The organism is Achromobacter deleyi (assembly GCF_013116765.2).
GTDB classification, from domain to species: Bacteria; Pseudomonadota; Gammaproteobacteria; order Burkholderiales; family Burkholderiaceae_B; genus Achromobacter; species Achromobacter deleyi_A.
The window spans coordinates 1,810,472-1,836,537 of sequence record NZ_CP074375.1; the positions used below are offsets into that span (position 1 = coordinate 1,810,472).

The window sequence follows — 26,066 nt, forward strand, 5'->3', positions numbered from 1 at the left end:
ATCGACATGAGAATTCAATCGTTCTAGCGCGACGGCGCATCGGCCAGACTGCGTTTTTCCCAAAGCGCATACAGGAACACCGATGTCCCTCCCCTCAGTCACCGGCCTGGACCACTACATCATCCGGGTCAACGACCTGCAGGCGGCGACCGACCGCTACGTCAAGCTGGGCTTCAGCCTGGCGCCGCAAGGCCGGCACCATCGCGGCACGCGCAACCAGACCATCATCCTGGATGCGAACTATCTTGAACTGCTGACCTTCCCCGAAACGCTGAAAGCGCAGTCGCGCTTTGGCGGCTTCGACGACGCCTACGAAGGGCCGGTGGCCACCGCCCTGCAGACGACCGACAGCACGGCCGTGCATGCCGAGCTGGCGCGCCTGGGCATCGACGCCGAGCCGCCCGTCAGCGGCGGCCGCCCCGTGCACCTGCCCGAAGGCAGCGAGGACGCCGCCTGGAACAACACCCAGTTTCCCGCCGGCCTGCTTGGCGTGCCGGATTTCTTCACCTGCGGCCACCTGACGCGTCATCTGGTCTACCGGCCCGAATGGCAGGACCACGCCAACGGCGCGCGCCGTATCGAGGCGCTGATCGCCGTCCACCCCGAACCGCGCTCGCTGCGCGCCGGCTATGAACGCGTGTTCGGCGCGATCGCCATCAGCGAACTGCCCGATGGCGGCCTGCAGGTGCGCCGCGGCAGCCTGCGCATCGACTTCCTGACGCCGGCCGCAATTGAACAGCGCTACCCCCGGGTCCGCGTGCCAGCCGGCCTGCCGGCCTCGGCCCAGGGCGGATGGTTCGCGGGGTCGGTCATCGGCGTCCGCGATCTGGCAAAGACGCGCGCGCTGTTCGACGCCAACCAGGTGAACTACCGCGCCAACACGCGCGGCGAGCTGGTGGTGTCGCCCGACGACGCGGGCGGCGCGCTGCAAGTCTTCGTGCAAGAGGCCTGAAATGAGCCACACCTTGCCTGATTACTGGGACTGCTTCGCCAGCGACTACGCGGCGGCGCGGCTGGCCTTCGTGACCGCGGCCGCCGGGCGCGGCGCGGCGCTGTTCCGCCATGAGCACCCCACGCTGAAGGACCCGCAAGGCGAGCCGCTGAGCGTGGACGTCGCCGTGCTGGGCCGCCGCGATGCGCCCCGCACCCATCTTGCCCTCAGCGGCACGCATGGCCTGGAAGGCGCGGCCGGATCGGCCGTGCAGCTTGCCTGGCTGCATGCCGATGGTGGACGGGCGCTGCCGGACGACGTCAACGTGGTGCTGGTGCATGCGCTGAATCCGTATGGCTATGCGCACGACACGCGCACCACCGAAAACAATGTCGACCTGAACCGCAATTTCGTCGACCACACGCGTCCCTACCCCGCCAATCCGCATTACGCCACGCTGCACCCGCACCTGATCCCGCAGGAATGGACCGAGGCCACGCTGGATGCGAGCGCCCGGGAGCTGGAACAGTTCAAGCAGACGCATGGCGCGGACGTGCTGTTCAACGTCACCGCCAGCGGCCAGTACACGCACCCGGACGGCCTGGTCTATGGCGGCCAGAACCCGGAATGGTCCAACCGCACCCTGCGCCGCATCGTCGACGAGCACCTGGCCGCCAGCGAGCGCGTGGCCTTCATCGACTGGCACACCGGCATCGGCGAATACGGCGAGCCCTTCTTCCTGTGCTTCAACGACGAGGGCAGCCCGGAGCAGGCGCAAGCCGCAAGCTGGTGGGGCGCCGAACGCGTGCGCGACCAGCGCCCGCATGGACTGGCCCGTCCCGACTATCAGGGACTGGTGTTCCGCGGCGTGCAGCAGGCGCTGGGCAATCGCGCCCTGGCCGGCGCGGTCGTCGAGTTCGGCACGCGCGGCCTGCAGATGCGGCCCGCGCTGCGCCTGGACCAGTGGCTGCGCTTCAAGGCGCCGCTGGCGGCCGACGCCGCGCGCGACGCCCAGCTGCGAGCCGACCTGGTCGACGCCTTCGTTCCCGTATCCAGCGTGTGGCGGCGCAGCGTGGTCGCGCATGGCCTGCACATTACGCGCCAGGCCATAAGCGGCGTGGCCGGCTGGTGATTTTTTCCAAGACAACCCTCACTCTATCTGGCAGTCATGAAAGCTATTGTTTTGCGTGAACACGGCGGCAGCGACAAGCTGCGCCTGGAAACCAACTTCCCCGACCCCGTGGCCGGTCCCGACGACGTGGTGATTCGCGTCAAGGCCTCGTCCTTGAACTATCACGACGTGTTCACCCGCCGCGGCATGCCCGGCATCAAGCTGCCCTTCCCCGTCATCATCGGCCTGGACGTGGCCGGCGAGATCGTGCAGGCGGGCGGCAACGTGCGCGACTGGAAGGTGGGCGACCGCGTCCTGGTGGATCCGATCGACCGCGTCGACGGCGGGCTGGTCGGCGAGACCATCCACGGCGGCCTGGCGGAGCTGTGCCGCATCCCCGCGCACCAGTTGCTGCGCCTGCCCGACGAGGTCAGCTTCGAGCAGGCCGCCGCGCTGCCGGTGGCCTATGGCACCGCGCTGCGCATGATGAACCGAATCGGCCAGGTGCAGCCTGGCGAAAAGGTGCTGATCCTGGGCGCAAGCGGCGGCGTGGGCGTCTGCGCCGTGCAGCTGGCCAAGCTGGCCGGCGCCGAAGTCATCGCCTGCGCCGGCACCGCCGAAAAGGGCGAAGCGCTGCGCGCCCTGGGCGCCGACCACATCATCCTGTACACGGAAGAAGACTTCCTGAAGGCCGTGCAGGAACGCTTCGGCAAGCCTTCCCGCCGCCGCGGCGGCAAGCCCGGCGGCGTGGACGTGGTGGTGAATTTCACGGGCGGCGACACCTGGGTCAAGTCCCTGCGCTGCCTGCGCCTGGGCGGACGCCTGCTGACCTGCGGCGCCACCGCCGGCTTCGATCCCAAGGAAGACCTGCGCTACATCTGGACCTTCGAGCTGCAGATCCGCGGCTCCAACGGCTGGGACCGCGAGGACCTGCACGAACTGCTGGCGCTGGTGCGCGACGGCCGCCTGCGCGTGGAGGTGGACCGGGTCTGGCCGCTGGAACAAGGCGCCGACGCACTGGCCTCGCTGGAAGATCGCAAGATCGTCGGCAAAGTGCTGGTGGCCTCATGAGCGCGGTGCTGAATGCGGCCGAGATCCAGGCCAAGTTCGACGGGTCGCCCTTCATCGCCTGGCTGGGCCTGTCGGTGCGCGAGGTGAACCACGAACAAGGCGAACTGACGGTGCTGGCGCCGATGCGCCCGGAATTCGAGCGCGGCGCGGCCAGCGGCCAATGGCATGGCGGCCCGCTGGCCGCCGTGATCGACACCGTGGGCGACTTCGCCGTCGGCATGCTGCTGGGCCGTGGGCTGCCGACGATCAATTTCCGCGTCGACTACCTGCGCCCCGCCGTGAACACCTCGCTGACCGCCGTGGCGCGGGTGCGCCGCAATGGCCGCAGCGTCGGCGTGGCGGACGTGGACCTCTACAACGACCAGGGCGCGCTGGTGGCCATCGGCCGCGCCACCTACGCCACGCTCAGCCAGGGCTGAGCCGGCCAACCGAACCAAGGATTTCATCATGACACTCGCCACGCGCCCCGGACGGCGCGCCTTCCTCACCCGTTCCGCCGCGGGCGGCCTGGCCGCCACCGGCCTGGGGCTGGGCCTGGCGCCGCGCGCCCTGCTGGCCGCCACCGACCAGCCCGGCTCGGATGCCGGGCCGGCCCGCAAGGGCGGCACCCTGGTCGCCACCTGGGGCGGCCTGGAGCCGCAAGCCCTGTTCGTACCGGGCGGCGGCGGCTCCAGCCCCTTCCTGACCTCCACCAAGATCCTGGAGCGCCTGCTCAAGCTGGACGCGGACCTGAAGTTCCAGCCCGCGCTGGCCCTGTCCGTCACGCCGGCGGCGGACTTCCGCAGCTACACGATCAAGCTGCGCGAAGGCGTCACCTGGCATGACGGCGCGCCGTTCACGTCGGCCGACGTGGTCTACAACGTGCTGCAGCACTGGAAGCCGATTTCGGCCGGCATCGCGCTGAAGTCGCTGACGCAGGCCACCGCGCCGGACCCGCACACGGTGGTGCTGAGCTTCAATGCGCCGGTGCCGGAGTTCTTCCTGAAATCGACGCTGTCCGGCCAGTACCAGCTGCTGGTGCCCAAGCACCTGTACGACGGCAAGGACCTCATCACCAATCCGCTGAACAACACGCCGGTGGGCACCGGCCCCTGGAAGTACGGCAAGTGGGTGCGCGGCAGCCACGTCGAATACCAGCGCAACGAAAAATACTGGAACCCCAGCCTGCCGAACCTGGACAAGCTGGTGATCCGCTGGTGGGGCGATCCGGCCTCGCGCGGCGCCGCGCTGGAGACCGGCGAACTGGGCCTGGCCTACTCCAACCCGGTGCCGGCGCGCGACATCGACCGGCTGGTCAAGACCGGCAAGGTGGTCGTGGACACCCGCGGCTACCAGAACACGGCCTGGACCGTCACGGCCGAATTCAACCAGCGCCGCGACATCGTCAACCGCCGCGAGGTGCGCCAGGCCATCCTGCACGCCATCGACCGCCAGTTCATCGTCGACACCATCTACTACGGCCGCGGCAAGCCGGCGATTGCGCCGATCTTCAGCAGCAATCCGCTGTTCTTCACCGAGGACGTGCCGCGCTACCCCTACGACCCCAAGAAGGCCGCCGCGCTGCTGGACGCGGCCGGACTGCCCGTCAAGGACGGCAAGCGCTTCACCGTCAACCTGCTGGCCGCCGCCTGGTTCGAGGAAAACGCCAAGCTGGGTCAATACCTGAAGCAGGCGCTGGAAGACGTGGGCATCGCGGTCAAGCTGGATTCCGTGGACCGCGCCACCGCGCTCAAGCGGATCTATGGCGACTATGACTACGACATCGCCGTGTCCAACTTCACTTCGCCGTTGGAACTGGTGCCCACGGTGACCCAGTTCTTCACCACCGACGGCATCGTGCGCGGCGCCGCATTCCGCAACGCCACGGGCTATTCCAGCCCCGAGATGGACGCCATCGTCGGCAAGCTGGCGATCGAAACCGCGCCCGAGGCCCGCCGCGCGCTGGCCGCGCAGTTCGCGCGCCTGGCTTCCACCGACGTGCCCATCGTGCCGCTGGTGGAGATCCAGTCGTTCACGCTGGCCGGCAAGAACGTGCGCAACTTCACCACCGGCGCCAACGTCCAGGGCGAAACCCTGGCCGACGCCTGGCTGCAGGCCTGAGTCAGCCATGCCGATCCGCCTGATCTCGCGCCGCCTGCTCCAGGCCATCCCGCTGCTGCTGGGCGTGGTGGTGCTGAACTTCGCCCTGATCCAATCCGTGCCGGGCACTTTCCTGGACGTCATGACGGCCGAACAGCAGGTCACCGATCCGGCGCTGATCGAACGCCTGCGCGTCACCTATGGACTGGACCAGCCCCCGGCCATGCAGCTGCTGAAGTACATCGGCTCGGTGGCGCGGCTGGATTTCGGCTATTCCTACCGGCACAACCTGCCGGTGCTGGACGTGATCCTGGCCCACCTGCCGGCAACGCTGGTGCTGATGCTGGCCAGCATCGCCATCGCCGTGCTGGTCGGCATGGCGGCCGGCATCGTGTCGGCCGTCAAGGTCAACACCTGGTGGGACAGCGCCGTGTCGGCATTCGCCGTGCTGTGCTTTGCCGCGCCGAGCTTCTGGCTGGGCATCATGCTGATCATCCTGTTCTCGGTGAAGCTGGGCTGGTTTCCCGTGGGCGGCATGGTCACCATCGGCCTGGACGGAGGCCTCTGGCGGCAGGCGCTGGACGTGCTGCACCACCTGGCGCTGCCGGCCGTCGCGCTGGGCCTGTTCTATTCGGCGGCATACGCCCGCGTCATGCGGGCGTCGATGCTGGAAGTCAGCCGCATGGACTACGTGCGCACCGCCTACGCCAAGGGCCTGACCCGCGCCACCGTGGTGCTGCGCCATATCTTGCGCAACGCCGTGCTGCCCATCGTGACCCTGCTGGGCCTGCAGCTGGGCGCGGTGCTGGGCGGCAGCATCGTGATCGAGTCCGTGTTCAGCTGGCCCGGCATCGGCGGCGTGCTGTTCGACAGCGTCATGAGCCGCAACTATCCCGTCGTGCTGGGCATCCTGGTGCTCAGCTCCGTCGTGGTGATCATCGCCAACATCATCGTGGACCTCGCCTACACCCGCCTGGATCCGCGCATCAAGGCCGCCTGACATGCCTGCAACTCCTGCCCTGCATTCTCCCGCCGGCGTCGCCGCCGGGGCCGCCGCCCGCCGTCCGGCCTCGTTCGCCGCGCGCTTCGCCCGCAATCGCGGCGCGGTGGCCGGCGCCCTGGTTCTCTTGCTGGTGGCGCTGATGGCCGCCGGCGCGGACTGGTTCTTCCCGGTCAACCCGCTGCGCATCGTCGGCGCGCCCGAAATCTGGCCGTTCGAATCCTGGCGCTATCCGCTGGGCACCGACTCCATGGGCCGCGACATCGCCGCGCTGATCGCGCATGGCGCGCGCGCCACGCTGCTGATCGGCCTGGTCGCGGCCGCCACCGCCACGCTGATCGGCGTCAGCGTCGGCGCAGCCGCGGCCTGGTCCGGCGGCTGGATCGACGAGGCGCTCATGCGCGTCACCGAGCTGTTCCAGATCATTCCCAACGTGGTCTTCGTGCTGACCATCGTGTCGGTGCTGGGCCCGCGCATCGAGACCATCACACTGGCCGTCGGCCTGGTGTCCTGGCCCCCGATCGCGCGGCTGACCCGCGCCGAATTCCTGTCCTTCAAGGAACGCGAGTTCGTGCAGGCCTGCCGCGCCGTGGGCATGAGCCCGCTGCGCATCGTCGCCGCGGAAATCCTGCCCAATGCGCTGCCGCCCGTCATCGTCATGTCGTCGCTGGTCGTGGCCGGCGCCATCCTCTACGAATCGGTGGTGTCGTTCCTGGGCCTGGGCGATCCCAACATCGCCAGCTGGGGCCGGCTGGTCGGCGAAGGCCGCAGCCTGATCCGGTCCTCCTGGTACATCTGCGCCGTGCCCGGCGTAGCCATCATGCTTACCGTGCTGTCGCTGAACCTCGTTGGCGACGGCCTGAACGACGCGCTCAATCCCAAGCTGCAAAAGCGCTGAGCCGCCAACTTCCGGAATTTTCCCCATGACGCATCCTCTCAAGAACCTGGGCGATCTGGCCGATCCCCGGCTCCCCGCCGAACTGCCGGCCATCATCGACCTGCGCCAGCCCGGCGCGCCCTTGCACCTGACCCACGGCCAGGCCGACCGGCTCGCCGGCGGCGTGGCCGCTTGGCTGACCGCCAGGGGCCTGGTGCCTGGCGCCCGCGTCGCCATCGCCGCGCTCAACCGGGCCGAGTACCTGATCGCCTACTTCGGCATCATGCGCGCCGGATTCGTGGCCGTGCCCGTCAACATCAAGCAGTCGCAGGAAAACATCGACTACGTGCTGCGCGACGCGGACATCGCCCTGGCCTTCGTGGACGGGCCCCGCCGCGCCGCGTTCGAGGCCACCGTGCCCGTGCTGGACTTCGACGACGCCGGCCCGCAGGGCTTTGCCGCGCAGATCGCGCCCGCGGCCTTTGCCGCCGTCACGCCCGCCGCGCAAGACATCGCGCAGATGCTGTACACCTCCGGCTCCACCGGCAAGCCCAAGGGCGTGCCGCTGACCCACGCCGGGCAACTGTGGGCCCTGTCCACCACCGCCGGCCCCGCCGTGCCGGTGGATAAACAGGCCCGCTACCTGCTGGCGCAACCGCTGTTCCACATGAACGGCCTGTTCATGGCCAAGCGCGCTTTCGCCAGCAACAGCCTGCTGGTCATCCAGCCCTCGTTCGACGCGGCCGCCTATGCGGACGCGCTGGAGCGCTATCGCATCACCGTGCTGACGGCCGTGCCGACCATGTTCGCCCGCCTGGTCAAGGACCCCGCCCTGTTGCAGGACCGCGACCTGTCCGCGCTCGAACGCGTGATGCTGGGTTCGGCGCCCATGACCGTGGCCCTGTATGAACGCATCCAGCAGGCGCTGCCGCAGGTGCGCATCACCCACGGCTACGGCACGACCGAGGCCGGGCCCGCCGTGTTCGGCCCGCACCCCGCCGGCCTGCCCACGCCGCCCCTGGCCGTCGGCCACCCGCTGCACCCGGACCAGGTCCGGCTGGCGGACGGCCCGGGCCCCGACGAGGGCGTGCTGCTCATGAAGAACCCCGCCGTGCTCGCCGGTTATCACAACCTGCCGGAGAAAAGCGCGCAGGTGCTAAAGGACGGCTGGTACTACAGCGGCGACGTCATGCGCCGCGACAGCGACGGCTTCTACTACTTCGTGGGTCGCGCCGACGACATGTTCGTGTGCTCGGGCGAGAACATCTACCCCGTGGAAGTCGAAAAGCTGCTGGAGTCGCATCCCGACGTGCGCCAGAGCTGCGTGGTGCCGCTGGCCGACGAAGAGCGGGGCTACATCCCCGTCGCCTTCGTGGTGCGGCGCGGCGGCAGTTCGCTGGATGCCGACGCGCTCAAGCGCCATGCGCTGGCCCACGGCCCGGCTTACCAGCACCCCCGCCGCATCCGGTTCGTGGACGATCTGCCCTGGGCGGGCACCAACAAGGTCGACCGCAACGCCCTGCTGCAACAGGCGCGCGAGCTTGAAGCCCTGCAGGCATGGACCCGGGCCGAGAAGGAGGCCGCATGAGCGCCGCTCCTGATACCTTGGCCGGCAAGACCGCCCTCGTCACCGGCGGCAGCCGCGGCATCGGCCGCGCCATCGCGCTGGCGCTGGGCCGGCGCGGCGCGCGCGTCGCCGTCCACTACAACTCGGCAAGCGAGGCAGCCGATGAGGTCGTCGGCCAGATCCAGGCGGCCGGCGGGCTGGCCTGGACCTTGCAGGCCGACCTGGCGGAGCCGGATTCGCCCGCCAGGCTGGCGGAGCAAGCGCGCCACGCCTTGCGGGAACGCACGGGCGATGACGGCCTGGATATCCTGGTCAACAATGCCGGCGTCGGACTGCGCGCCCGCCTGCCGGAGGTGACTCCGCAGGATTTCGACCGCGTGCTGCAGGTAAACCTGAAGACGCCATTCTTCCTGATCCAGCATTGCCTGCCTTTCCTTCGAGACGCGGGCCGCATCATCAATATCTCGTCGATGGGCACACGCGCCGCCTATCCCGAGATGAGCGTCTACGCCCCGGCCAAGGCCGGCCTGGAGGCGCTGACCCTGCTGCTGGCCAGCGAACTGGGCGCGCGCGGCATCACCGTCAACGCGGTGCTGCCCGGCGCCACGGCGACCGACCTGAACCTGCGCGCCCGCGATCCGGAGATCAGCCGCGTCATTGCCCGGACCATCGCGCTGGGCCGCGTCGGCCAGCCCGAGGACATCGCCGACATCGTGGCCTTCCTGGCCTCGCACGAGGGGCGCTGGGTGACGGGGCAGAGCATAGACGCCACGGGGGGACAGCGCCTGTAGCGCCCGCCCCCCGCCGTACGCGGCATGCCTGAGCGACGCCCCCGTTGCGAGAGGCATGCCCATATGCATATGTGATATCGGTATTTTTCATGCGGGCCCGGGTCTTTTAGGATTCCAGCGTTGTTGTCCCCTTTACGCTGGAATCGCCTTGTCACGCCTGACTCCCCTGGATCCCGCCAAGCTGGATCCCGCCACCGCTACGCTCTTCAATCAGTTGCTGCAGGACTACGGCCCTTACGCCAATATGCTGAGCGCCTTCGCGCCACGTCCGCCGGCGTTGAAGCACTTCTTCTCCTATCTGGTGCAATCGCGCGAAGACGGGCTTATCTCGCCGCGCCATCTGGAGATCGCGCTGCTGACGGCATCCAAGGCGCACGCCTGCCACTATTGCGTCACGCTGCACACGCCCAAGCTGGCCGCGCACGGCATTTCGCAAGAGGCCATCGACCGCTTGCTGGAACCGGAAGTGCCGGGGCTGGACGAAAAGGACCTGGTCGTGCGCGACTACGCCGTGCTGGTCACGCTGACGCCGGCCCAGGTCAGCGACGCGTTCTACCGCAAGCTGCAGTCCTTCTTCAGCGAAGAACAGATCGTGGAACTGACCATCCGCATCGCGCTGTGCAGTTTCTTCAAGCGCTTCAATGAAGCGCTGGAAGTGCCGCAGGAAGACGTGGTGGCGCTGGAACTGGAGCATGGCGCGGCTTGAGGCGGCGTGAGTTGCCCCGCCATGAGCCCTACCCCTCCCCTCAAGCTCGAAATCCGCAATCTCTCCAAGCGGTTCCACACCGACACCGGCACGGTCCAGGTCCTGGACGACATCAGCCTGAACGCCGCCAGCGGTGAATTCGTCAGCATCATCGGACCTTCAGGCTGCGGCAAGTCCACCCTGTTCAACATCCTGACCGGCCTGCTGGAGCACGACGCAGGCACCATCTCGCTGGACGGGCAGGCATTGCCCAACCTGCGCGGGCGCGTCGGCTATATGCTGCAGCGGGACCTCCTGATGCCCTGGCGCACCGTGCTGGACAACGTTCTGGTCGGCCTGGAGATCCGCGGCACGCCAAAGGCCGAATCCGTGGAACTGGCGCGCGAGTACCTGCATACCTTCGGCCTGCTGCCCTTTCAGGACAGTTACCCCAAGGCGCTGTCGGGCGGCATGCGCCAGCGCGTCGCGCTGGCGCGCACATTGCTGCCGGACCCGGACGTGCTGCTGCTGGACGAGCCGTTCTCTGCGCTGGACTACCAGACCCGCCTGTTCCTGGAATCCATGCTGGCCGACACCGTCAGCAAGCAGGGCAAGACGGTGGTGCTGGTGACCCATGACATCGACGAGGCGATCGCCCTGTCCGAACGCATCTTCGTGCTGAGCGCCCGCCCAGGCCGCCTGAAAAGCGTGCATGAGATCGAGCTGGGCACGCGTTCGCCGCTGCAGGCGCGCCACGACAGCCGCTTCCCCGGCTACTTCGACCTGCTCTGCCAGGAACTCGACATACAGACCGCCCGCAAGGACGGCACCCACGCATGAGCCAGACCACCGTTTCCATCGCCCCGGGCGCCGCCCCCCCTGCCCCCGCCGCGCGGCGGGCGGGATTCCGCCTTCCCGTCCTGGCCACCCAGCTGCTGATTCTGGCCGTGCTGTTCGGCGCCTGGGAAGCCGGCGTCCGTTCGGGCGCCGTGTCGGGCTTTCTGTTCGGCTCGCCCGCGGGCGTCCTGCAGGCCGCCTGGAAGATGATCGTGTCCGGAGAACTCTGGGAACACGCCAACTACACGCTGTGGGCGTCCGCCGCCGGCTTTGTCGTCGGCACCATCCTGGGCACCGCGCCCGGACTGGCGCTCTGGTATTCGCCCTACGGCGCCAAAGTGGTCGAGCCCTTTCTGGTCGCGATCAACAGCGTGCCCAAGATCGCGTTCGCGCCGCTGGTGATCCTGTGGTTCGGCACCGGCCTCATCTCGAAGGTGGCGCTGTCGATTTCGCTGACCTCCATCGTCGCCCTGCTGGCCGCCTTCCAGGCCGCCAAGGACACGGACCCCGACATCCAGAAGATGCTGGTGTCGCTGGGCGCGACCAAGCGGCAGATATTCACCAAGGTCGTCGTCCCTTCCGCCCTGCCCGCCATCATCAGCACCTTCCGCATCAACATCGGCTTCGCGCTGGTGGGCACCGTGGTGGGCGAGTTCATTTCGTCCAGGTACGGGCTCGGCCACATCATCTTCGTCGCCTCGTCGCTCTATGACCTGAACACGGTCTGGGTCGGGATCTTCTCGCTGATGCTGCTGGGCTTTGTCCTGTACGCCGGCGTGGACATCGCCGAAAAGCGCCTGCTGCGCTGGAAAGACCAGACCTACGCCACCCAATTCAAACTGTGAACCGCGCCACCGGCGCCACTGCCATCCACCATGAAAATCACAATCCCCCTGCGCTTTGCCGCCGCCGCCGCGGCCTCGCTGCTGTCCGTCTCCGCGATGGCCAATGACAAGGCCGTCGTGTCGGCCGCCTTCAAATCGGTCTTCTACCTGCCGGTGTACTTTGCCGAGGAGCACGGCTACTTCAAGGACGAAGGCCTGGACGTGCGCATCGACGTGGCGTCGTCCTCGACCAACGCGCTGGCCGCCGTCATCTCCAAGAGCGCGGATTTTTCGCTGCACGGCCCCGAGTGGACCGCCATTTCGTTCGGCCGCGGCGCTCCCGTCAAGGTCGTGGGCGGCACCTTGAACCGGCTGGGCGTTTGGTTGACCTGCAAGCAGGGCTACGCCTTCGACGGCTTCAAGAGCCTGAAGGGCGCCACCATCGCCACGGGCGCCATGCCCACCACCAGCTCGTCCGCCTTCATCAAGCTGGTGAAGAACGCCGGCCTGGACCCCAAGCGCGATCTGAACCTGCTGGAAGTGCCGCTGGGCAACGAGATCGGCCCGCTGAGCTCCGGCCAGGCGGATTGCGCGGTGCTCTACGAACCGGGCGCCTCGCAGGCCCAAGCCCAGGGCTACAAGGTCGTGTCCGCGTTCTCGCGCGAGATCGGCCCCTATACGTTCTCGGCCATCTCCACCCGCCAGGACATTCCGCCGCAGGTGTCGCAGAAGTTCGTGTCCGGCATCGACCGCGCGCTCAAGGCCATCCACAAGGATCCGGCGGCGGCCGTCGCCAGTGGCCTCAAGCTGTTCCCCAACCTGGACCCCGCCGTCGTGCGCGCGTCGGTGCAGCGCCTGATCGACGACGGCGTATTCGCCGATTCGGTGGCCGTGCCGGACCAGGCCTTGAAGGACGCGCTGCAAACACAGATAGACCTGGACAACCTGGACCGCATTCCGCAGGACGGGAAGTGGCTGGATCTGGGGTATTCGCAGCAGATCTCGGGCAAGACGTACTGACCTGGGGCCTGTTCACCCTGGGAAGAGCCCCGCGTGAATACCCGAATCGGGTATTCACCCTTGCGGGACGAATCTGCCTCGCCGCGCGGGCCAACGTCCGCGCGACGACCTATCCTGGCGGGCTGGCCCAGTCCTTCCGGCTGGCGGCGATCAGGGCTGTCCAGTCATCAGGTGGATGACCGCGCCCGAGCATTTTCTCGAATACTGCATAGGGGTCGGATTTGCTGCCCGATGAGCGCAGCGTCTGTTCATCATTGACCCAGGCGAACACGATCACTCTGGCCTTCGAGTCGTAACGAAAGAACAACCGGAAACGCCGGCCAATCTTGACCCGCCGCCAGTGGCGATAGTCGTGGCCGAGGGTATTGCCCTGTCGATACTCGTCTCGCGCAGGATCCCCCGGCACGACCTCCGTGATGAGTTGGCTCAGTGCCCGGAACAGCTTTACGTTGGCGTTGGATTCGTAGCCATCCGGATCACTACGTTCAGCCCGTTGCGCCGCGGCCTGAAGTGTCTGCAGCTGCTGCACCACGCAATCATGAAATAACAGCGTCCAGCCTTGCCTTTGCATCAAAGCTCCACATCACCGTCAATCGGCGCCTCCAGATCAATATCATGCCCGGCATTCCTCAACATGGCGCGGGCCAGGTCGTCAGGCAGTGATTGAATATGCCGGCCGGCTTCGACGTCGGCTGCCAGCAGTCTTAGAAATGCACCGATCGCAGGATCTTCGTGCTCAGTATCGGCTTTCGATACAACAATCTCGTCATCGCGAAGATCAAAGGCCACCTTTCCGCCCGCGTCCACCCCCAGAAGCTGCCGGACGGCCTTCGGCAAGGTGATCTGGCCCTTGGAAGTGATGGTTGCAAGTTCGTGAATGGGCATGGTTGCCTCCCTTGAATGTCGCACACCATCGTAAGGAATAATCCTTACCTAGTCAATCCCGGACGACAGGCCGCATGAAAGCGTCCTCCGCGCACCCTCCCACCAATTCCCTCAATACCGGTGGCGCATCCCCACCGCGTACTGCGACTGGTGCCAGGACGGATCGTCCCAGGCGCCTCGCATGTAGCCATAGATGGCGTACAGATTTGTGCGCTTGGACAGGTCATGCACATAGCCCACCGAATAGATCTGCTGGGTGTGCGTGGCGCCGTCGCGCTTGAGGGCGCCGCCGCCCGGCAGGCTGCCCTGCCAGGACGCCATCACCGTGCTGGCGCCCGAGCGCCACGCGGCGCCCGCCATCACGCCATGTACCGTGCCGCCGGGAAAATAAGCGCGCTGGCCGGGCGATTGCACGGCCGGTATCGTCGATCCGTTGCGCATCACTGACCAACCCGCGTACAGCGTGAACGCGTCCAGCGTGGCTCGCCCCGCCAGGGTGTAGGCGTCCGGCTGCCGCGCGCCGCCGGCGCGCGCCATGGCGGACGACTGGACCGTGCCGTCGGCCCAGCGCGCCCCTTCATAAGTGGCGGTGACCGCAAAGCCCGGTTGCTCGTAGATCAGCGCGGCGCTGTACAGCTTGTTGGTGGACGCGGTCTGGAAGCCTCCACCGCCGTCATAGTCCAGGCTGACGTCCGCGCCCGCGCGCAAGCCTCCCGCGGACGGGCTCCAGTACGCCACGGTATTGTCCGCGCGATTGGCGTTGTAGGGCAGCAGCGCCGTCTGCGCGCCGGTGATCAGATAGGAAGCCAGGAAGGCGTCGAAGTCGGCAAGCGTGGCGGACGACGCCGAGGTCTGGCGGCCCAGCCGAAGATCCCCAAATCCGCCCGACACGCCCACCCAGGCCGCGCGGCCAAAGAGGCGCCCGCCCTGCGCGGATTTGCCATTGTTGGCCAGGATGCCGCTTTCAAGCTGGAAGTTGGCGCGCAGGCCATTGCCCAGGTCCTCGCTGCCGCGCAGGCCCCAGCGCGACCCGGACTGCACGCCCGACTGCATGTTCAGCGCCGTGCCGCGCTCCTGCGTGGAAAAGCCCGCCAGGCTCAGGTCCACGACGCCGTACAGGGTCACGGGGCCAGGCTGGGCCTGGGCGGCCCACGGCGCCATCAGGGTCGCGACCCCGACGAAAAGCTTGCGATACGCCATCGCCGGCTTCACAGGTACTTGAGCCAGGCGACGTCGCGGCGCGCCGCCTTCAGGCGGCCGAACCAGCGCACCGGCCAATACAGCGCCGCCGCCAGCAGCACCGAGATCAGCCGCACCGAGGACATGTCATCAACGCCAAAGTACTTGCCCTGGTTCAGGCCCCAGATGCCCTCGCCCGCCAGATACAGCGCCTTCAGCACATACAGGTGCAGCAGATAGAAGAACATCGGCGCGGCGCCGAACACGCACAGCGCGCGCACCCACGCGGCGGACTGCGCCCGCTCGATCAGCACCAGCAGGCACAGGCCCAGGCCCAGCGTCAGCAGCAGGAACATCAGCGACGGCGGGTACTTGGTGATGTTCAGAAAGCTCATCGCCGTATGCAGCGCGTCATCCTGCACCGTCCACGGCTGCGCCTGCCCGTAGCCGTTCAAGGCGCGCAGCCCCACGAAGCCCGCCACCGCGGCCAGGCCCGCCGTCCACAGCCGGCGCTGACGCACCGGCGCTTGCACGCCCGCATGGAACCACGGGCCCGCCGCAAAGCCCAGCGCGATCACGCCTATCCACGGCAGCAGCGGATACGAGGTGCGCAGGCGCAGCGTGTCGCTCAGCACGATCCAGCCGCGGTCATGCAGCACCGCCCACGGCACGTGCATGGCCTCGCCCGCCGCGAAATGCAGGCCGTCCAGCGCATTGTGGCCGGCCACCAGCACCACGCCGACCGCGACCAGCGCCGCCCGGGGCAACCACAGCAAGGCGGCCAGCGCCAGCATGGAAAGGCCGATCACCCAGATGACCTGCAGGTACACGACCGAGGGCGGGAACTGGAAGGTCCAGGCGAAGTTCACGACGATGACTTCCAGCGCGATCAGGAAGGCGCCGCGCTTGGCCAGGAATGCCGCCGTGGCGCCGCGGCTGCCGGCTTTTGCGCCGTACAGCCAGGCCGACAGGCCGGTCAGGAAGACGAACACGGGCGCGCAAAGGTGCGCCAGCAGGCGCGAGAAGAACAGGTCCGGCGGCGTGGCGGCCACGTCCATGGGATCGCCGACCTGATGATGCAGGAAGAAGGTCTCGCGCACATGGTCCAGCAACATGATGACGATGACCAGGCCGCGCAGGGCGTCGATGGAGCGCAGGCGCGCATTGGCGTTCGGGGGGATGAGAGGCGAGTGAGACATGAAATGCAACGGGAAGATCGGGCTGTGCCCGGGCAGAATTCGAGCCGAGAGTGTAATGTAATAACATTCTTATATCTAGCTGAACAGCTGCGCTTCTGCACGCTGGCACGGTATATATTCACCCCTCGAGCCACACCGGGGATTCAGCCGATGACGAAGGGCCGCAAGATGGCGTTTGTTCTCAGCATGCTGGCCGCGCCCGCGGGCGCCGCCGTGATCTATGACAATCACGGCCTCGTGGTGAACGTCGCGACCATCAGCCGCAGCGACTGGAACACCGGCCAGCGCCAGAACATCCGCAGCACCACCATCACGTTCGAAGGCAGGAAACTGTGCGGCCCGGACGTGGGCGCCCTGCTCTATCCCGGCGGCAAGGAAGTCGCGGCGCGCGCGTTCTTTTGCGCGGGTCCCGCCCGCGCGCTGGAAACGGATGCCGTGCTGGCGTTCTTCAACAGTTCCAGCGCCGATGCGGCGCTGGCGCACCTGCAGGTCGTCAACGGCGCGCTGCGCGTGCACCGGTTGACGCTGTCCGACAAGCCGGGCCGCGACCGGGTCGGCGGCACCCTGTTCCAGGATGCCCGCCTGCCCGGCTGGACGCGGGTCGATACGGCCTGGAACGAAACCGTGATGATCCGCCACGCGCCGATCAAGGCGCTGAACCTGGGCGCCGGCAAATTGCTGGACGTGGCGGACGACGTGGCCTACCTGGCCGTCCCGCCCGGACGCGACGTGGTCGTGGTCCAGCCAGCCACCCGCGTCAAGGACGCCCACGGCGACCTGCAATATGTGCCGGAGGTGACCCGGTTCGTGGACGCCCCGCTGGCGTTTCGCGCCGTGCGCATGAGCGACGGACGCGAGCTGGCGCGGCTGGAGTTCAAGGACACTTGCCTGCGCCTGCCGGCGCTTGAATTCAACCGGCCCGATCCGAGCTATCCGGCTGCCGCCAAGCCGGACGTCGTGTTCGACGAGGTGCCGGCCTGGCGCGCCGGCACGCTGCAGCTGGCGCAGGCGCAGGGCCGCGCCACGCTGCGCCTGCAGCCCGGCGTGACCTTGCCGCGCAAGCCGGGCTGCGCGCCGGGCTGATGACCCCGCCCGGGTTCGATGCGCGCCGCGCTCAGATCAGGAACTGGCGGTAGGCCTCGTTGCCGGTTTCCTCGGAATGGGCATACCCCAGCTGCCGCAGGAAGGCGTCCAGCGCCGCGTCGTCGGCCAGCGGCGCCTGGATGCCCACCAGCGCGGAGCTGAAGTCCGCGCCCTGGTTGCGGTAGTGGAACAGGCTGATGTTCCAGTTGGGCGCCATCGCGGACAGGAACTTCATCAGCGCTCCCGGGCGCTCGGGAAACTCGAAGCGGAACAGGCGTTCACCGCCCGCCAGTGGCGAGCGTCCGCCCACCATGTATCGGATGTGCTGCTTGGACACTTCGTTGTGGGTCAGGTCGCTGGCGGAAAAGCCTTGCTCCTGCAGCGCGGCCATGATGTCGGCCGCCTCGCCGCGGCGCGATATCTGCATGCTCACGAAGATGCGCGCGGTCCGCGCATCCGCGATGCGGTAGTTGAATTCCGTCACGCTGCGCTGCCCGATGACGGAGCAAAAGCGCCGGAAGCTGCCGCGCTCTTCCGGAATGGTCACGGCAAAGACGGCCTCGCGCGCCTCGCCCACCTCGGCCCGGTCGGCCACGAAGCGCATGCGGTCGAAGTTCATGTTGGCGCCCGAAGTGATCGCGACCAGCGACTGCCCCTGCGCGCCTTCGCGTTCCACGTACTTCTTCAAGCCCGCCACCGCCAGCGCGCCGGCCGGCTCCAGCACGCTGCGGGTATCCAGGAACACGTCCTTGATGGCCGCGCACACGGCGTCCGTGTCCACCAGGATCACCTCGTCCAGATACTCGCGGCACAGGCGGAAGGTTTCCTCGCCCACCAGCTTGACGGCCGTGCCGTCGGAGAACAGGCCGACCTCGGCCAGGATGACGCGCTCACCGACCCGCAGCGACTGCGCCATCGCGCAGGAGTCCTCGGTCTGCACGCCGATGACCTTCACGCCGGGATTCACCGCCTTCACGTAGGCGGATACGCCCGCCGCCAGGCTGCCCCCGCCGATGGGCACGAAGATGGCGTGCAGGGGCTCGGGGTGCTGGCGCAGGATCTCCATGCCCACCGTGCCCTGGCCCGCGATCACATAGGGGTCGTCGAATGCCGGAATGAAGGTGAGGTCCTGCTGTTGCGCCAGCATCTGCGCGTGGGCGAAGGCGTCGCTGTAGGAATCCCCGGCCTGCACCACGGTCACGGTGGGGCCGCCATGGGCGCGCACCGCGTCCACCTTCACCTGCGGCGCGGTCTGCGGCACCACGATGATGGCGCGCACGCCGAGCTTGGCGGCCGAGATGGCTACGCCCTGGGCGTGGTTGCCGGCCGAGGCGGTGATCACGCCGCGGTCCCGCGCGGCCTGCGGCGTATTGCGCATCTTGTTGTAGGCGCCGCGCACCTTGAACGAAAACACCGGCTGGTTGTCTTCCCGCTTCAAATGCACGGTGTTCTTCAGCCGCGCGGACAGGCCGCGGGCGGGGTCCAGTTCGGTTTCCCGGGCGATGTCGTAGACCCGGGCGGTCAGGATCTGCCTCAGGTATTCCATCGGCGAGGCGTTGCCGGCCTGGAATTCCGGCGTTGCGGTGTGCGGTGTAGCGGACATGGGGTTCTCTGCTTGGGTAGGCTTGCCCGGCAGAGGCGGCCACAAAAAACCCGCCTCTTGGGGCGGGTGGCTGTGACTGTTGCGGTCGCGCGCTAACCCACCATTCCAGGAATGATGGTAATAATCAGCGAAATGCGGACGGCGCGGAAATTCATGGGGCGTAGCTTCCTCCAAGCGCGCCGCTTTGTCAAACCGGGCGCGCGCCGGCGGCGCCCGCCAGTCCTGGCGCGGAAGCGGCCACCTCGGGCGGAAGGCCGTCAGCGGCGCGATGCCTCGCCATCTGGCTCACGATGCCGCGGAACATGCGCTCGCGCCCGGCCGGATCCGGCACGCGCCGCACGAACAGATAGTCGTAGTGCGCCAGCAGCCGCCGCAGCAGGCCCGCGTCCAGGCCCAGCAGCAGTTGCCGCAGGTCGTCCGGCAGGGCCTCGTCCGGGTGCGACAGGAACAGGCCAAGCTGCATGCGCGTGAGCGGCTTGGTCTGGTAGAGCCTGCGGTTGGCCTCTTCGGAAGCTGCGCGGTCGCCCATCGCCACCAGGGTCGTGCACTTGAGCACCAGCAGGAACACCTGGAACTCGGAGCCCGGCTCCGCCAGTTCTATGCCCTGGTCGAAGTCCGCCACCGCCTCGGCCAGCCGGCCGCGGTTCAGCTTGAGCTGCCCCAGCACGGCGAAGGCGGACGCGTAGGCCGTGCCCTGCGCGAACGCCTCTTCGGCCAGCGCCTGCGCCAGGTCCAGATGCTCGCGGCTGACAAAGCACAGCAGCTTGGCCGCCGCCAGCATCAGCATGGGGTTGTCGCGGATGTGCGGCAGCGCCTGGAACACCTGGGCCTCGATCCGCGGCTCCAGCTCCGCGGGCTGGCTGTCCAGGTCCAGCACCAGCCGCGCATACAGGTGCGAGGCCCACATCAGCGCGGTCTGCGGATCGTCCGGATGCTCGGCTCGCAGCTTGTCCAGTTCCTGCGCGGATTCCAGCCAGCTTTGCGGCGTGCGCGACAACAGCAGCGCGGCGCGGTGCATGCGCAACTCAAACGGCTCATCGGTCGGGCCGGCGTGTTCGCCCCGTGCGCGCGTCTGGCTGCGCCAGATCTCGCTCTTGATGGCCGCGGCGCAAGCGGCCGCGGCGCGCCCCAGGTCCGGCGCTTCGCCGGCGCCGATGACCAGCCGGTCCGCGCGCAGCGTCTGTCCGCCGGCGGCCTCGCGCAGGGCCACGGCGCAATGCACGCCCGCGTCGTCCTGGCGCAGCCCGATCTCCACCCGGTACGGCGCGGCCACGGCGGCTTGAGCAGCCGGATGCAGGCTGACGCCGCGCTCGCTGGGCAATCGCTCGCGCAAGGCCTGCGCCAGCGCGGTCAGGAATGCGTGGATGGACGGGTCATCGCGCAAGCGCGCGGGGCCAGCCACCGGACCGATGGCCACGTAGACGGCCTCGGGCAGCTCGGGCGCGGCGGCGGCGATCCAGCTGTAACCCTCGCCATAGCTGGTGGCGATGTAACGCGGCGCCCGGGCGGAATCGCCCAGTTTGGCCCGCAGGCGATTGATCAGCAGGTCCACGCTGCGTTCCAGCGCGTCGGCGCCGCCGCGCTGGGTCGCATCCAGCAGTCGCTGGCGCGGCAGGATCCTGCCCGCGTCCCGCACCAGGAGCTCAAGCGCGGCGGCCTCCGCCGGCGTAAAGGGGATGGTCTCGCCCCGGCCATCGGTGGCGTAACGGAACCGCTCGTCGAATATCAGGTCACCGAACCGCATCTGTACTCCTGCTGATGGCGCGCAACAACGTCCATCGTCCTTCGCCATCCCGGGTGATCGTGGGGACGAATCCCGTGGGATGGGAAATGCTATTCGATACATGCCGGAAGATGCCAGCACGTTATCGCCGGATCCTGCCCTTCGAATCGTTCCGCTTAATACGTCCCCATATATTCATCCGCTGAATCCGGTTGGATGGGCATCAAATACGACCCGTTTCGCGGCGCAATGCGTAGCACGGTATTACAATGGAAGGTTCGTGGCAGTCGCACTTCCCAAGGCAGACCAGATTTGGCCGGTGAAACCGGGCATGTCGGGGTCCAGCCAGAAAATAGGGCGGGCGGCGGCCATGTTGGGTGGACCCTCGGCCTGTCGTGTCCGCCCATACGAACCCACTCTCGACAACATCTACCGGCGTACGCCGCATAGCATGTTCGGGTTTGCGCGTTAAGCGCCTGAGCCGAACAGATTCAAGGATCATGTCTCTTACTCCGAAGATTATCTATACCCTCACCGACGAAGCTCCGGCGCTTGCAACCCGTTCGCTGCTGCCCATCGTCCAGGCATTCGCCAAACCCGCAGGCATCACGGTCGAGACCCGCGACATTTCGCTGGCAGGCCGCATCATCGCCCTGTTCCCCGACTACCTCGAAGACAGCCAGAAGCTGTCCGACGCGCTGGCTGAGCTCGGCGCCCTGGCCGTGCAGCCCGACGCCAACATCATCAAGCTGCCCAACATCAGCGCCTCGATGCCGCAGCTGAAGGCCGCCATCAAGGAACTGCAGGAACAGGGCTACAAGCTGCCGGACTACCCGGACGCCCCCGCCAACGACACCGAGCGCGACGTCAAGGCCCGCTACGACAAGGTCAAGGGCAGCGCCGTGAACCCGGTCCTGCGCGAAGGCAACTCCGACCGCCGCGCCCCCCTGTCGGTCAAGAACTACGCCCGCAAGCACCCGCACAAGATGGGCGCCTGGGCCGCTGATTCGAAGTCGCACGTCTCGCACATGAGCGACGGCGACTTCTACGGCACCGAAAAGTCGGCCCTGATCGCCGAAGCCGGCGACGTCAAGATCGAACTCACCGCCGCCGACGGCGCCAAGACCGTCCTGAAGGAAAAGACCCCGGTCAAGGCCGGCGAGATCATCGACGCCGCCGTGCTGTCGACCGCCAAGCTGAAGTCCTTCCTGCAAGCGCAGATCGACGACGCCCGCGCCACCGGCGTGCTGTTCTCGGTGCACCTGAAGGCCACGATGATGAAGGTCTCCGACCCCGTCATCTTCGGCCACGTCGTGTCCGTGTTCTACAAGGACGTGCTCGCCAAGCACGCCGACGCGCTCAAGCAAGCCGGTTTCGATCCCAACAACGGCATTGGCGACCTGTACGCCAAGATCCAGTCGCTGCCCGCTGACCAGCAAGCCGCGATCACCGCCGACATCGACGCCGCCTACAAGACGCTGCCGCAGCTGGCCATGGTGAATTCCGACAAGGGCATCACCAACCTGCACGTGCCCAGCGACGTCATCGTCGACGCCTCCATGCCCGCCATGATCCGCGACTCGGGCAAGATGTGGAACGCCGAAGGCAAGCTGCAAGACACCAAGGCCGTCATTCCGGACCGCAGCTACGCTGGCGTCTACCAGGCCGTCATCGACGACTGCAAGCGCAACGGCGCCTTCAATCCGGTCACGATGGGCAGCGTGCCCAACGTCGGCCTGATGGCGCAAGCCGCCGAAGAATACGGCTCGCACAACAAGACCTTCGTCATCCCGGCCGCCGGCACCGTGCGCGTCACCGACGCCTCGGGCCGCGTGCTGCTGGAACAAGCCGTCGAAGCCGGCGACCTCTGGCGCATGTGCCAGACCAAGGACGCCGCGATCCAGGACTGGGTCAAGCTGGCCGTCTCGCGCGCCCGCGCCACCAAGACGCCCGCCGTGTTCTGGCTGGACGAAAAGCGCGCCCATGACGCCCAGGTCATCGCCAAGGTCAAGCAGTACCTGAACGACCACGACACCAGCGGCCTGGACCTGCGCATCCTGGATCCCGTCGAAGCCACCAAGTTCTCGGTCAAGCGCATCCGCGAAGGCCTGGACACCATCTCGGTGACCGGCAACGTGCTGCGCGACTACCTGACCGACCTGTTCCCCATCATGGAACTGGGCACCAGCGCCAAGATGCTGTCGATCGTGCCGCTGGTTGCCGGCGGCGGCCTGTTCGAAACCGGCGCCGGCGGTTCGGCTCCGAAGCACGTGCAGCAATTCCTGGAAGAAGGCTTCCTGCGCTGGGATTCGCTGGGTGAATTCATGGCGCTGGCCGAATCCCTGGACCACCTGGGCAAGACGTACAACAACCCCAAGGCCCAGATCCTGGCCAAGACCCTGGACCTGGCCACCGCCAAGTTCCTGGACGAGAACAAGTCGCCCGAACGCAAGGTCGGCGGCCTGGACAACCGCGGCAGCCACTTCTACCTGGCCATGTACTGGGCCCAGGCCGTGGCCGCCCAGACCGACGACCGCGCGCTGGCCACCCAGTTCGCGGCCGCGGCCGGCGCGTTCTCGGAAGGCGAAGGCAAGATCCTGGACGAGCTCAAGGCCGCCCAGGGCAAGCCGGTGGACATCGGCGGCTACTACCAGCCCAACGAAGCCCTCGCCAGCCAGGCCATGCGCCCCAGCGCCACGCTGAACAAGGTGCTGGCCGCCATCGGCTAAGCCCTTGCCCCGCCGGCCGGCGCATGCCGGCCAGCCCGGGAAAAAAGCCGGCAGCCTTCAAAGGGCTGCCGGCTTTTTCATTTCCGGGCGGGGGCCGCGCCCGGCCTGCCCGGCTGCAGCCGGTCCAGCCTCAGGCGTCCGCGCTCGTCGGTCAGCCGGCGCATCGCGCCGTAGGCCGCGCCCATCGCCGCCATGCCGCTGGCGCCGCACAGCAGGAACATCAGCAGGATCTGATACTTGGCGGCATCGACCGGGTCCATGCCCGCGATGATCTGGCCGGTCATGATGCCGGGCAAGGTGATGATGCCGGCGGCCGACATCTGGTTGATGCTGGGCACGATGCCGCGCCGCACCGATTCGCGCAGCAAGGACGAAAACGCCTGGTGCACGGTCGCGCCCAGCGCCAGCCGGGCCTCGATCGCCAGCTTTTCCCGCCTGACGCCGGACAACATGCCGTCCAACGCAAGGCTGGCCGCATTCAGCACGCTGCCCAGCACGATGCCGACCAGCGCGATCGTGTAGCGCGGGTCGTACCAAGGGTCGGGACGCAGCGCCGTGTTCAGGATGAACAGCGCCGTGATCAAGGTGGTGCACGCCACGGCCAGCGTGCCGACCCAGCCGTTGCCGCGCCCGGTCAGCCGCAACTTTGGCCGCGCCGCGACTTCGCGCGCCGCCAGCGCCATCATCACGGCCACCACCAGCGCGGTCAGCCAGGGCGCGGCATGCGCGAAGACAATGCGCAGGATCTGGCCTACCAGCAGCAGCTGCACCACCGTGCGCACCGCCGCCCACAGCACCTGCCGCTGCAGGTTCAGGCGCAGCGCGAAGGAAATCCCGGCGCTCAGGAGCACCAGGCACGACGCGATCACCAGATCCACCGCCTCCAGCCTGATCACGTCCATAGCGGCTCCATGCTGCCCTGATCCATGCGCCAGGACCGGCGGGCCAGGCGCGCGGCCTGCTCGGGGCTGTGGGTGACCAGCAGGATGGCGGCGCCCCCCGCCAGGACACGCAGCAGTTCCTGCTCCACCAGGTCCGTGGCCGCCCTGTCCAGCGCGGCGGTGGGTTCGTCCAGCAACAGCACGCGCGGCGCCTGCACCAAGGCGCGCACCAGCCCCATGCGCTGGCGCTCGCCCGTGGACAGCTCATGCACCAGCGCGTCCAGCCTGGCTTCGGCCAGGCCCAGGCGCCCCATCACGGCCAAGGCCGCGGCGCGGTCCGTAAAATGCGCACCCACATGGTCGTCCCACCAGCCGGCCTCGGCCTGGCAATACACGACATGGCGGCGCCATTCGAAACCGCGCATCGCCGAACGCCTGCGGCCATCCAGTTCGGCCTCGCCGTGGCCGGGATCCAGGTCGGCAACCTGGCGCAGCAGCAAGGACTTGCCGGAGCCCGAGGCGCCTACGATGGCCGCGCACTCGCCCGCGGCAAGGTCCAGGCTGACGGGCGCCAGGCGTTCGCTGTACAGGCCCCGCAGCCTGAGCAAAGGCCTGGGGTCGGAAGAAGGTTGCATCGGGGAACAGGTGGTTGGCTTAGCAAGAGATCTTATGCCAAGCCGGACCGCGGTCGGCATATGCCTGGTCTCACATTAGCAAACCTAAAGCCTGCACGCAGAACGTATCGTTTCCCCTGCTGCTACAGCCTCCCTACCATTCCTGATCTTTCTCTTTGCGTGTTTAGCGCAGCTACATTGATCAGCGGAATGGACCTCATGCCTGAAAATCCTAGTCTTCCAACCCGGCGCCCCGTGGCCAACCGCAAGCTGGCGCTGGCCGCCGCGCTTGTGCTGGCCGCGGTCGGCGGCCTCTATCTGTACGACGCCCAGCGCAAGGCCGACGTGACGGCGCAAGCCGCGCAAGCGGGCGACGCCGAACCCGTGCCCGTCGTGGTGGCCTCCGCGCGCGCGGAGGCGCTGCCGCTGACCCTGCAGGCCATCGGCACGGTCGTGGCGGACCAGCAGGTGCTGATTGCACCGGAAGTCGCCGGGCGCATCACGGCAATCCACTTCACCAGCGGCCAGCAGGTCGCGGCGGGCCTGCCGCTGCTGCAGCTCAACGACGGGCCGCTGCGGCGTGAACTGGAACGGCACCGCGCGTCCGCCATGCTGGCCCAGGCCAACCTGGACCGCGCCAGGCGCCTGCATGGCCAGACCATGTCGCGCGCCGAATACGAACAGCATGTGGCGGCCTACGCGGAATCCCGCGCCCAGGTCGGGCAAAGCGAGGAGGACGCCGCGCAGCGCCTGGTGCGCGCGCCGTTCGCGGGCACCCTGGGGCTGCGTCAGGTCAACGTTGGCCAATACGTCGAAGCCGGCACGCCCGTCGTCACGCTGACCGACAACCGTGTGCTGCATGTTGATTTCACCCTGCCGGACCGCCACCGGCCGGCTCTGAGCGTGGGCCTCGCGGTATCCGTGACCGGCGAAGGCGACGGCGAGGCGCGCCTGACCGGCGTCATCACCGCCATCGATCCCCAGGGGGATGCCGGTAGTCGCGCCTTGCGGGTGCGCGCCACGCTGGCGCCGGACGCGACGGGCCGGCTGTGGCCCGGCGCCTACGCCCAGGTCGGCCTGCGGCTGCCGCCAGGCGCCGCGGCAATCACGGTGCCGGCGGCGGCGGTGCAAAGCTCCCTGGCGGGCGAAACGATCTATGCCATCCAGGACAGCGACGGCCACGCCCGCGCCCGGCTGGTGCCGGTGCGGGCAGGCGCCAGTCTGGACGGCAAGGTCGCGCTGTCGGGCACCGATCTGCGCGACGGCGACCTGGTCGTCGTCGCCGGCCAGATCAACCTTCACGATGGCGCGCCCGTGCGCCTGCGTCAGGCCGGACAGGTGCCGGTTGCCACCGCCCCATCCCATCGCGACGAGTAG

24 protein-coding genes are annotated in these 26,066 nt (G+C 68.0%); 16 read left to right on the forward strand and 8 right to left on the reverse strand.

Annotated features, from left to right (window positions below):
• The first annotated feature begins 82 nt into the window (after positions 1–82).
• The 13 genes from HLG70_RS08140 to HLG70_RS08200 all read left to right on the forward strand — a co-directional run bounded on the left by HLG70_RS08140 (position 83) and on the right by HLG70_RS08200 (position 12,793).
• Positions 83–952, forward strand: coding sequence for a VOC family protein (locus HLG70_RS08140; protein ID WP_171662264.1), 870 nt, complete (start codon positions 83–85; stop codon positions 950–952).
• 1 nt (position 953) lies between these two features.
• Positions 954–2,063 carry a M14 family metallopeptidase gene (locus tag HLG70_RS08145; RefSeq protein ID WP_171662263.1) on the forward strand — a complete coding sequence of 370 codons (1,110 nt, stop codon included), beginning with the start codon at positions 954–956 and terminating at the stop codon, positions 2,061–2,063.
• A gap of 36 nt (positions 2,064–2,099) precedes the next feature.
• Complete coding sequence (locus HLG70_RS08150) at positions 2,100–3,113, forward strand: quinone oxidoreductase family protein (protein ID WP_171662262.1); 1,014 nt, start codon at positions 2,100–2,102, stop codon at positions 3,111–3,113.
• Positions 3,110–3,532 (forward strand): PaaI family thioesterase, encoded by a 423-nt coding sequence (locus tag HLG70_RS08155; protein ID WP_171662261.1) that lies wholly within the window; start codon positions 3,110–3,112, stop codon positions 3,530–3,532. The genes HLG70_RS08150 and HLG70_RS08155 overlap by 4 nt, the downstream gene beginning before the upstream one ends.
• A 28-nt stretch (positions 3,533–3,560) precedes the next feature.
• Positions 3,561–5,213 carry an ABC transporter substrate-binding protein gene (locus HLG70_RS08160; RefSeq protein ID WP_171662260.1) on the forward strand — a complete coding sequence of 551 codons (1,653 nt, stop codon included), beginning with the start codon at positions 3,561–3,563 and terminating at the stop codon, positions 5,211–5,213.
• A 7-nt stretch (positions 5,214–5,220) separates the two neighbouring features.
• Positions 5,221–6,192 carry an ABC transporter permease gene (locus HLG70_RS08165; protein ID WP_171662259.1) on the forward strand — a complete coding sequence of 324 codons (972 nt, stop codon included), beginning with the start codon at positions 5,221–5,223 and terminating at the stop codon, positions 6,190–6,192.
• A gap of 1 nt (position 6,193) precedes the next feature.
• A complete protein-coding gene (locus HLG70_RS08170) occupies positions 6,194–7,090 on the forward strand; it encodes an ABC transporter permease (RefSeq protein WP_171662258.1) in 897 nt (298 codons plus the stop codon).
• A gap of 25 nt (positions 7,091–7,115) precedes the next feature.
• The gene (locus HLG70_RS08175; RefSeq protein ID WP_171662257.1) at positions 7,116–8,657 is read left to right on the forward strand and encodes a class I adenylate-forming enzyme family protein; all 1,542 of its coding nucleotides are present in this window, start codon (positions 7,116–7,118) and stop codon (positions 8,655–8,657) included.
• Positions 8,654–9,427 carry an SDR family oxidoreductase gene (locus HLG70_RS08180; RefSeq protein WP_171662256.1) on the forward strand — a complete coding sequence of 258 codons (774 nt, stop codon included), beginning with the start codon at positions 8,654–8,656 and terminating at the stop codon, positions 9,425–9,427. The genes HLG70_RS08175 and HLG70_RS08180 overlap by 4 nt, the downstream gene beginning before the upstream one ends.
• A gap of 148 nt (positions 9,428–9,575) precedes the next feature.
• The gene (locus HLG70_RS08185) at positions 9,576–10,133 is read left to right on the forward strand and encodes a carboxymuconolactone decarboxylase family protein (protein WP_171662255.1); all 558 of its coding nucleotides are present in this window, start codon (positions 9,576–9,578) and stop codon (positions 10,131–10,133) included.
• A gap of 21 nt (positions 10,134–10,154) precedes the next feature.
• Positions 10,155–10,952: an ABC transporter ATP-binding protein gene (locus tag HLG70_RS08190; RefSeq protein WP_171662254.1), complete on the forward strand. Its 798-nt coding sequence runs from the start codon at positions 10,155–10,157 to the stop codon at positions 10,950–10,952.
• A complete protein-coding gene (locus HLG70_RS08195; RefSeq protein ID WP_171662253.1) occupies positions 10,949–11,794 on the forward strand; it encodes an ABC transporter permease in 846 nt (281 codons plus the stop codon). Before HLG70_RS08190 ends, HLG70_RS08195 begins: the two co-directional genes overlap by 4 nt.
• Positions 11,795–11,824: 30 nt before the next feature.
• A complete protein-coding gene (locus HLG70_RS08200; protein WP_171662252.1) occupies positions 11,825–12,793 on the forward strand; it encodes an ABC transporter substrate-binding protein in 969 nt (322 codons plus the stop codon).
• 109 nt (positions 12,794–12,902) lie between these two features.
• On the opposite strand, the gene HLG70_RS08205 is transcribed toward HLG70_RS08200, so the two are convergent.
• From HLG70_RS08205 to HLG70_RS08220, 4 genes are all read right to left on the reverse strand, one after another.
• Positions 12,903–13,364: a type II toxin-antitoxin system YhaV family toxin gene (locus HLG70_RS08205; protein ID WP_171662251.1), complete on the reverse strand. Its 462-nt coding sequence runs from the start codon at positions 13,362–13,364 to the stop codon at positions 12,903–12,905.
• The gene (locus tag HLG70_RS08210; protein ID WP_171662250.1) at positions 13,364–13,678 is read right to left on the reverse strand and encodes a type II toxin-antitoxin system PrlF family antitoxin; all 315 of its coding nucleotides are present in this window, start codon (positions 13,676–13,678) and stop codon (positions 13,364–13,366) included. The genes HLG70_RS08205 and HLG70_RS08210 overlap by 1 nt, the downstream gene beginning before the upstream one ends.
• A 111-nt stretch (positions 13,679–13,789) precedes the next feature.
• Positions 13,790–14,878 carry a porin gene (locus tag HLG70_RS08215; protein ID WP_171662249.1) on the reverse strand — a complete coding sequence of 363 codons (1,089 nt, stop codon included), beginning with the start codon at positions 14,876–14,878 and terminating at the stop codon, positions 13,790–13,792.
• 8 nt (positions 14,879–14,886) lie between these two features.
• Positions 14,887–16,056: a DUF1624 domain-containing protein gene (locus HLG70_RS08220; RefSeq protein ID WP_171662248.1), complete on the reverse strand. Its 1,170-nt coding sequence runs from the start codon at positions 16,054–16,056 to the stop codon at positions 14,887–14,889.
• Positions 16,057–16,206: 150 nt separating this feature from the next.
• On the opposite strand from HLG70_RS08220, the gene HLG70_RS08225 reads away from it, so the two are divergent.
• Complete coding sequence (locus tag HLG70_RS08225) at positions 16,207–17,139, forward strand: hypothetical protein (RefSeq protein WP_171662247.1); 933 nt, start codon at positions 16,207–16,209, stop codon at positions 17,137–17,139.
• A gap of 31 nt (positions 17,140–17,170) precedes the next feature.
• Here the strand turns inward: HLG70_RS08225 and ilvA are convergent, their stop codons facing one another.
• Positions 17,171–18,685, reverse strand: a complete 1,515-nt coding sequence (gene ilvA, locus HLG70_RS08230) for a threonine ammonia-lyase, biosynthetic (protein ID WP_419144811.1) — start codon at positions 18,683–18,685, stop codon at positions 17,171–17,173.
• Between the two features lie 244 nt (positions 18,686–18,929).
• Positions 18,930–20,486: a winged helix-turn-helix domain-containing protein gene (locus tag HLG70_RS08235; protein ID WP_171662245.1), complete on the reverse strand. Its 1,557-nt coding sequence runs from the start codon at positions 20,484–20,486 to the stop codon at positions 18,930–18,932.
• A 479-nt stretch (positions 20,487–20,965) separates the two neighbouring features.
• Between HLG70_RS08235 and HLG70_RS08240 the strand changes: the two genes are divergently transcribed.
• The gene (locus HLG70_RS08240) at positions 20,966–23,194 is read left to right on the forward strand and encodes an NADP-dependent isocitrate dehydrogenase (RefSeq protein ID WP_171662244.1); all 2,229 of its coding nucleotides are present in this window, start codon (positions 20,966–20,968) and stop codon (positions 23,192–23,194) included.
• A 77-nt stretch (positions 23,195–23,271) separates the two neighbouring features.
• Here the strand turns inward: HLG70_RS08240 and HLG70_RS08245 are convergent, their stop codons facing one another.
• Both HLG70_RS08245 and HLG70_RS08250 read right to left on the reverse strand, forming a co-directional pair.
• A complete protein-coding gene (locus HLG70_RS08245) occupies positions 23,272–24,096 on the reverse strand; it encodes an ABC transporter permease (protein ID WP_171662243.1) in 825 nt (274 codons plus the stop codon).
• Positions 24,087–24,710 (reverse strand): ABC transporter ATP-binding protein, encoded by a 624-nt coding sequence (locus tag HLG70_RS08250; protein ID WP_171662242.1) that lies wholly within the window; start codon positions 24,708–24,710, stop codon positions 24,087–24,089. Before HLG70_RS08250 ends, HLG70_RS08245 begins: the two co-directional genes overlap by 10 nt.
• A gap of 198 nt (positions 24,711–24,908) precedes the next feature.
• Between HLG70_RS08250 and HLG70_RS08255 the strand changes: the two genes are divergently transcribed.
• Positions 24,909–26,066 carry an efflux RND transporter periplasmic adaptor subunit gene (locus tag HLG70_RS08255; RefSeq protein WP_171662241.1) on the forward strand — a complete coding sequence of 386 codons (1,158 nt, stop codon included), beginning with the start codon at positions 24,909–24,911 and terminating at the stop codon, positions 26,064–26,066.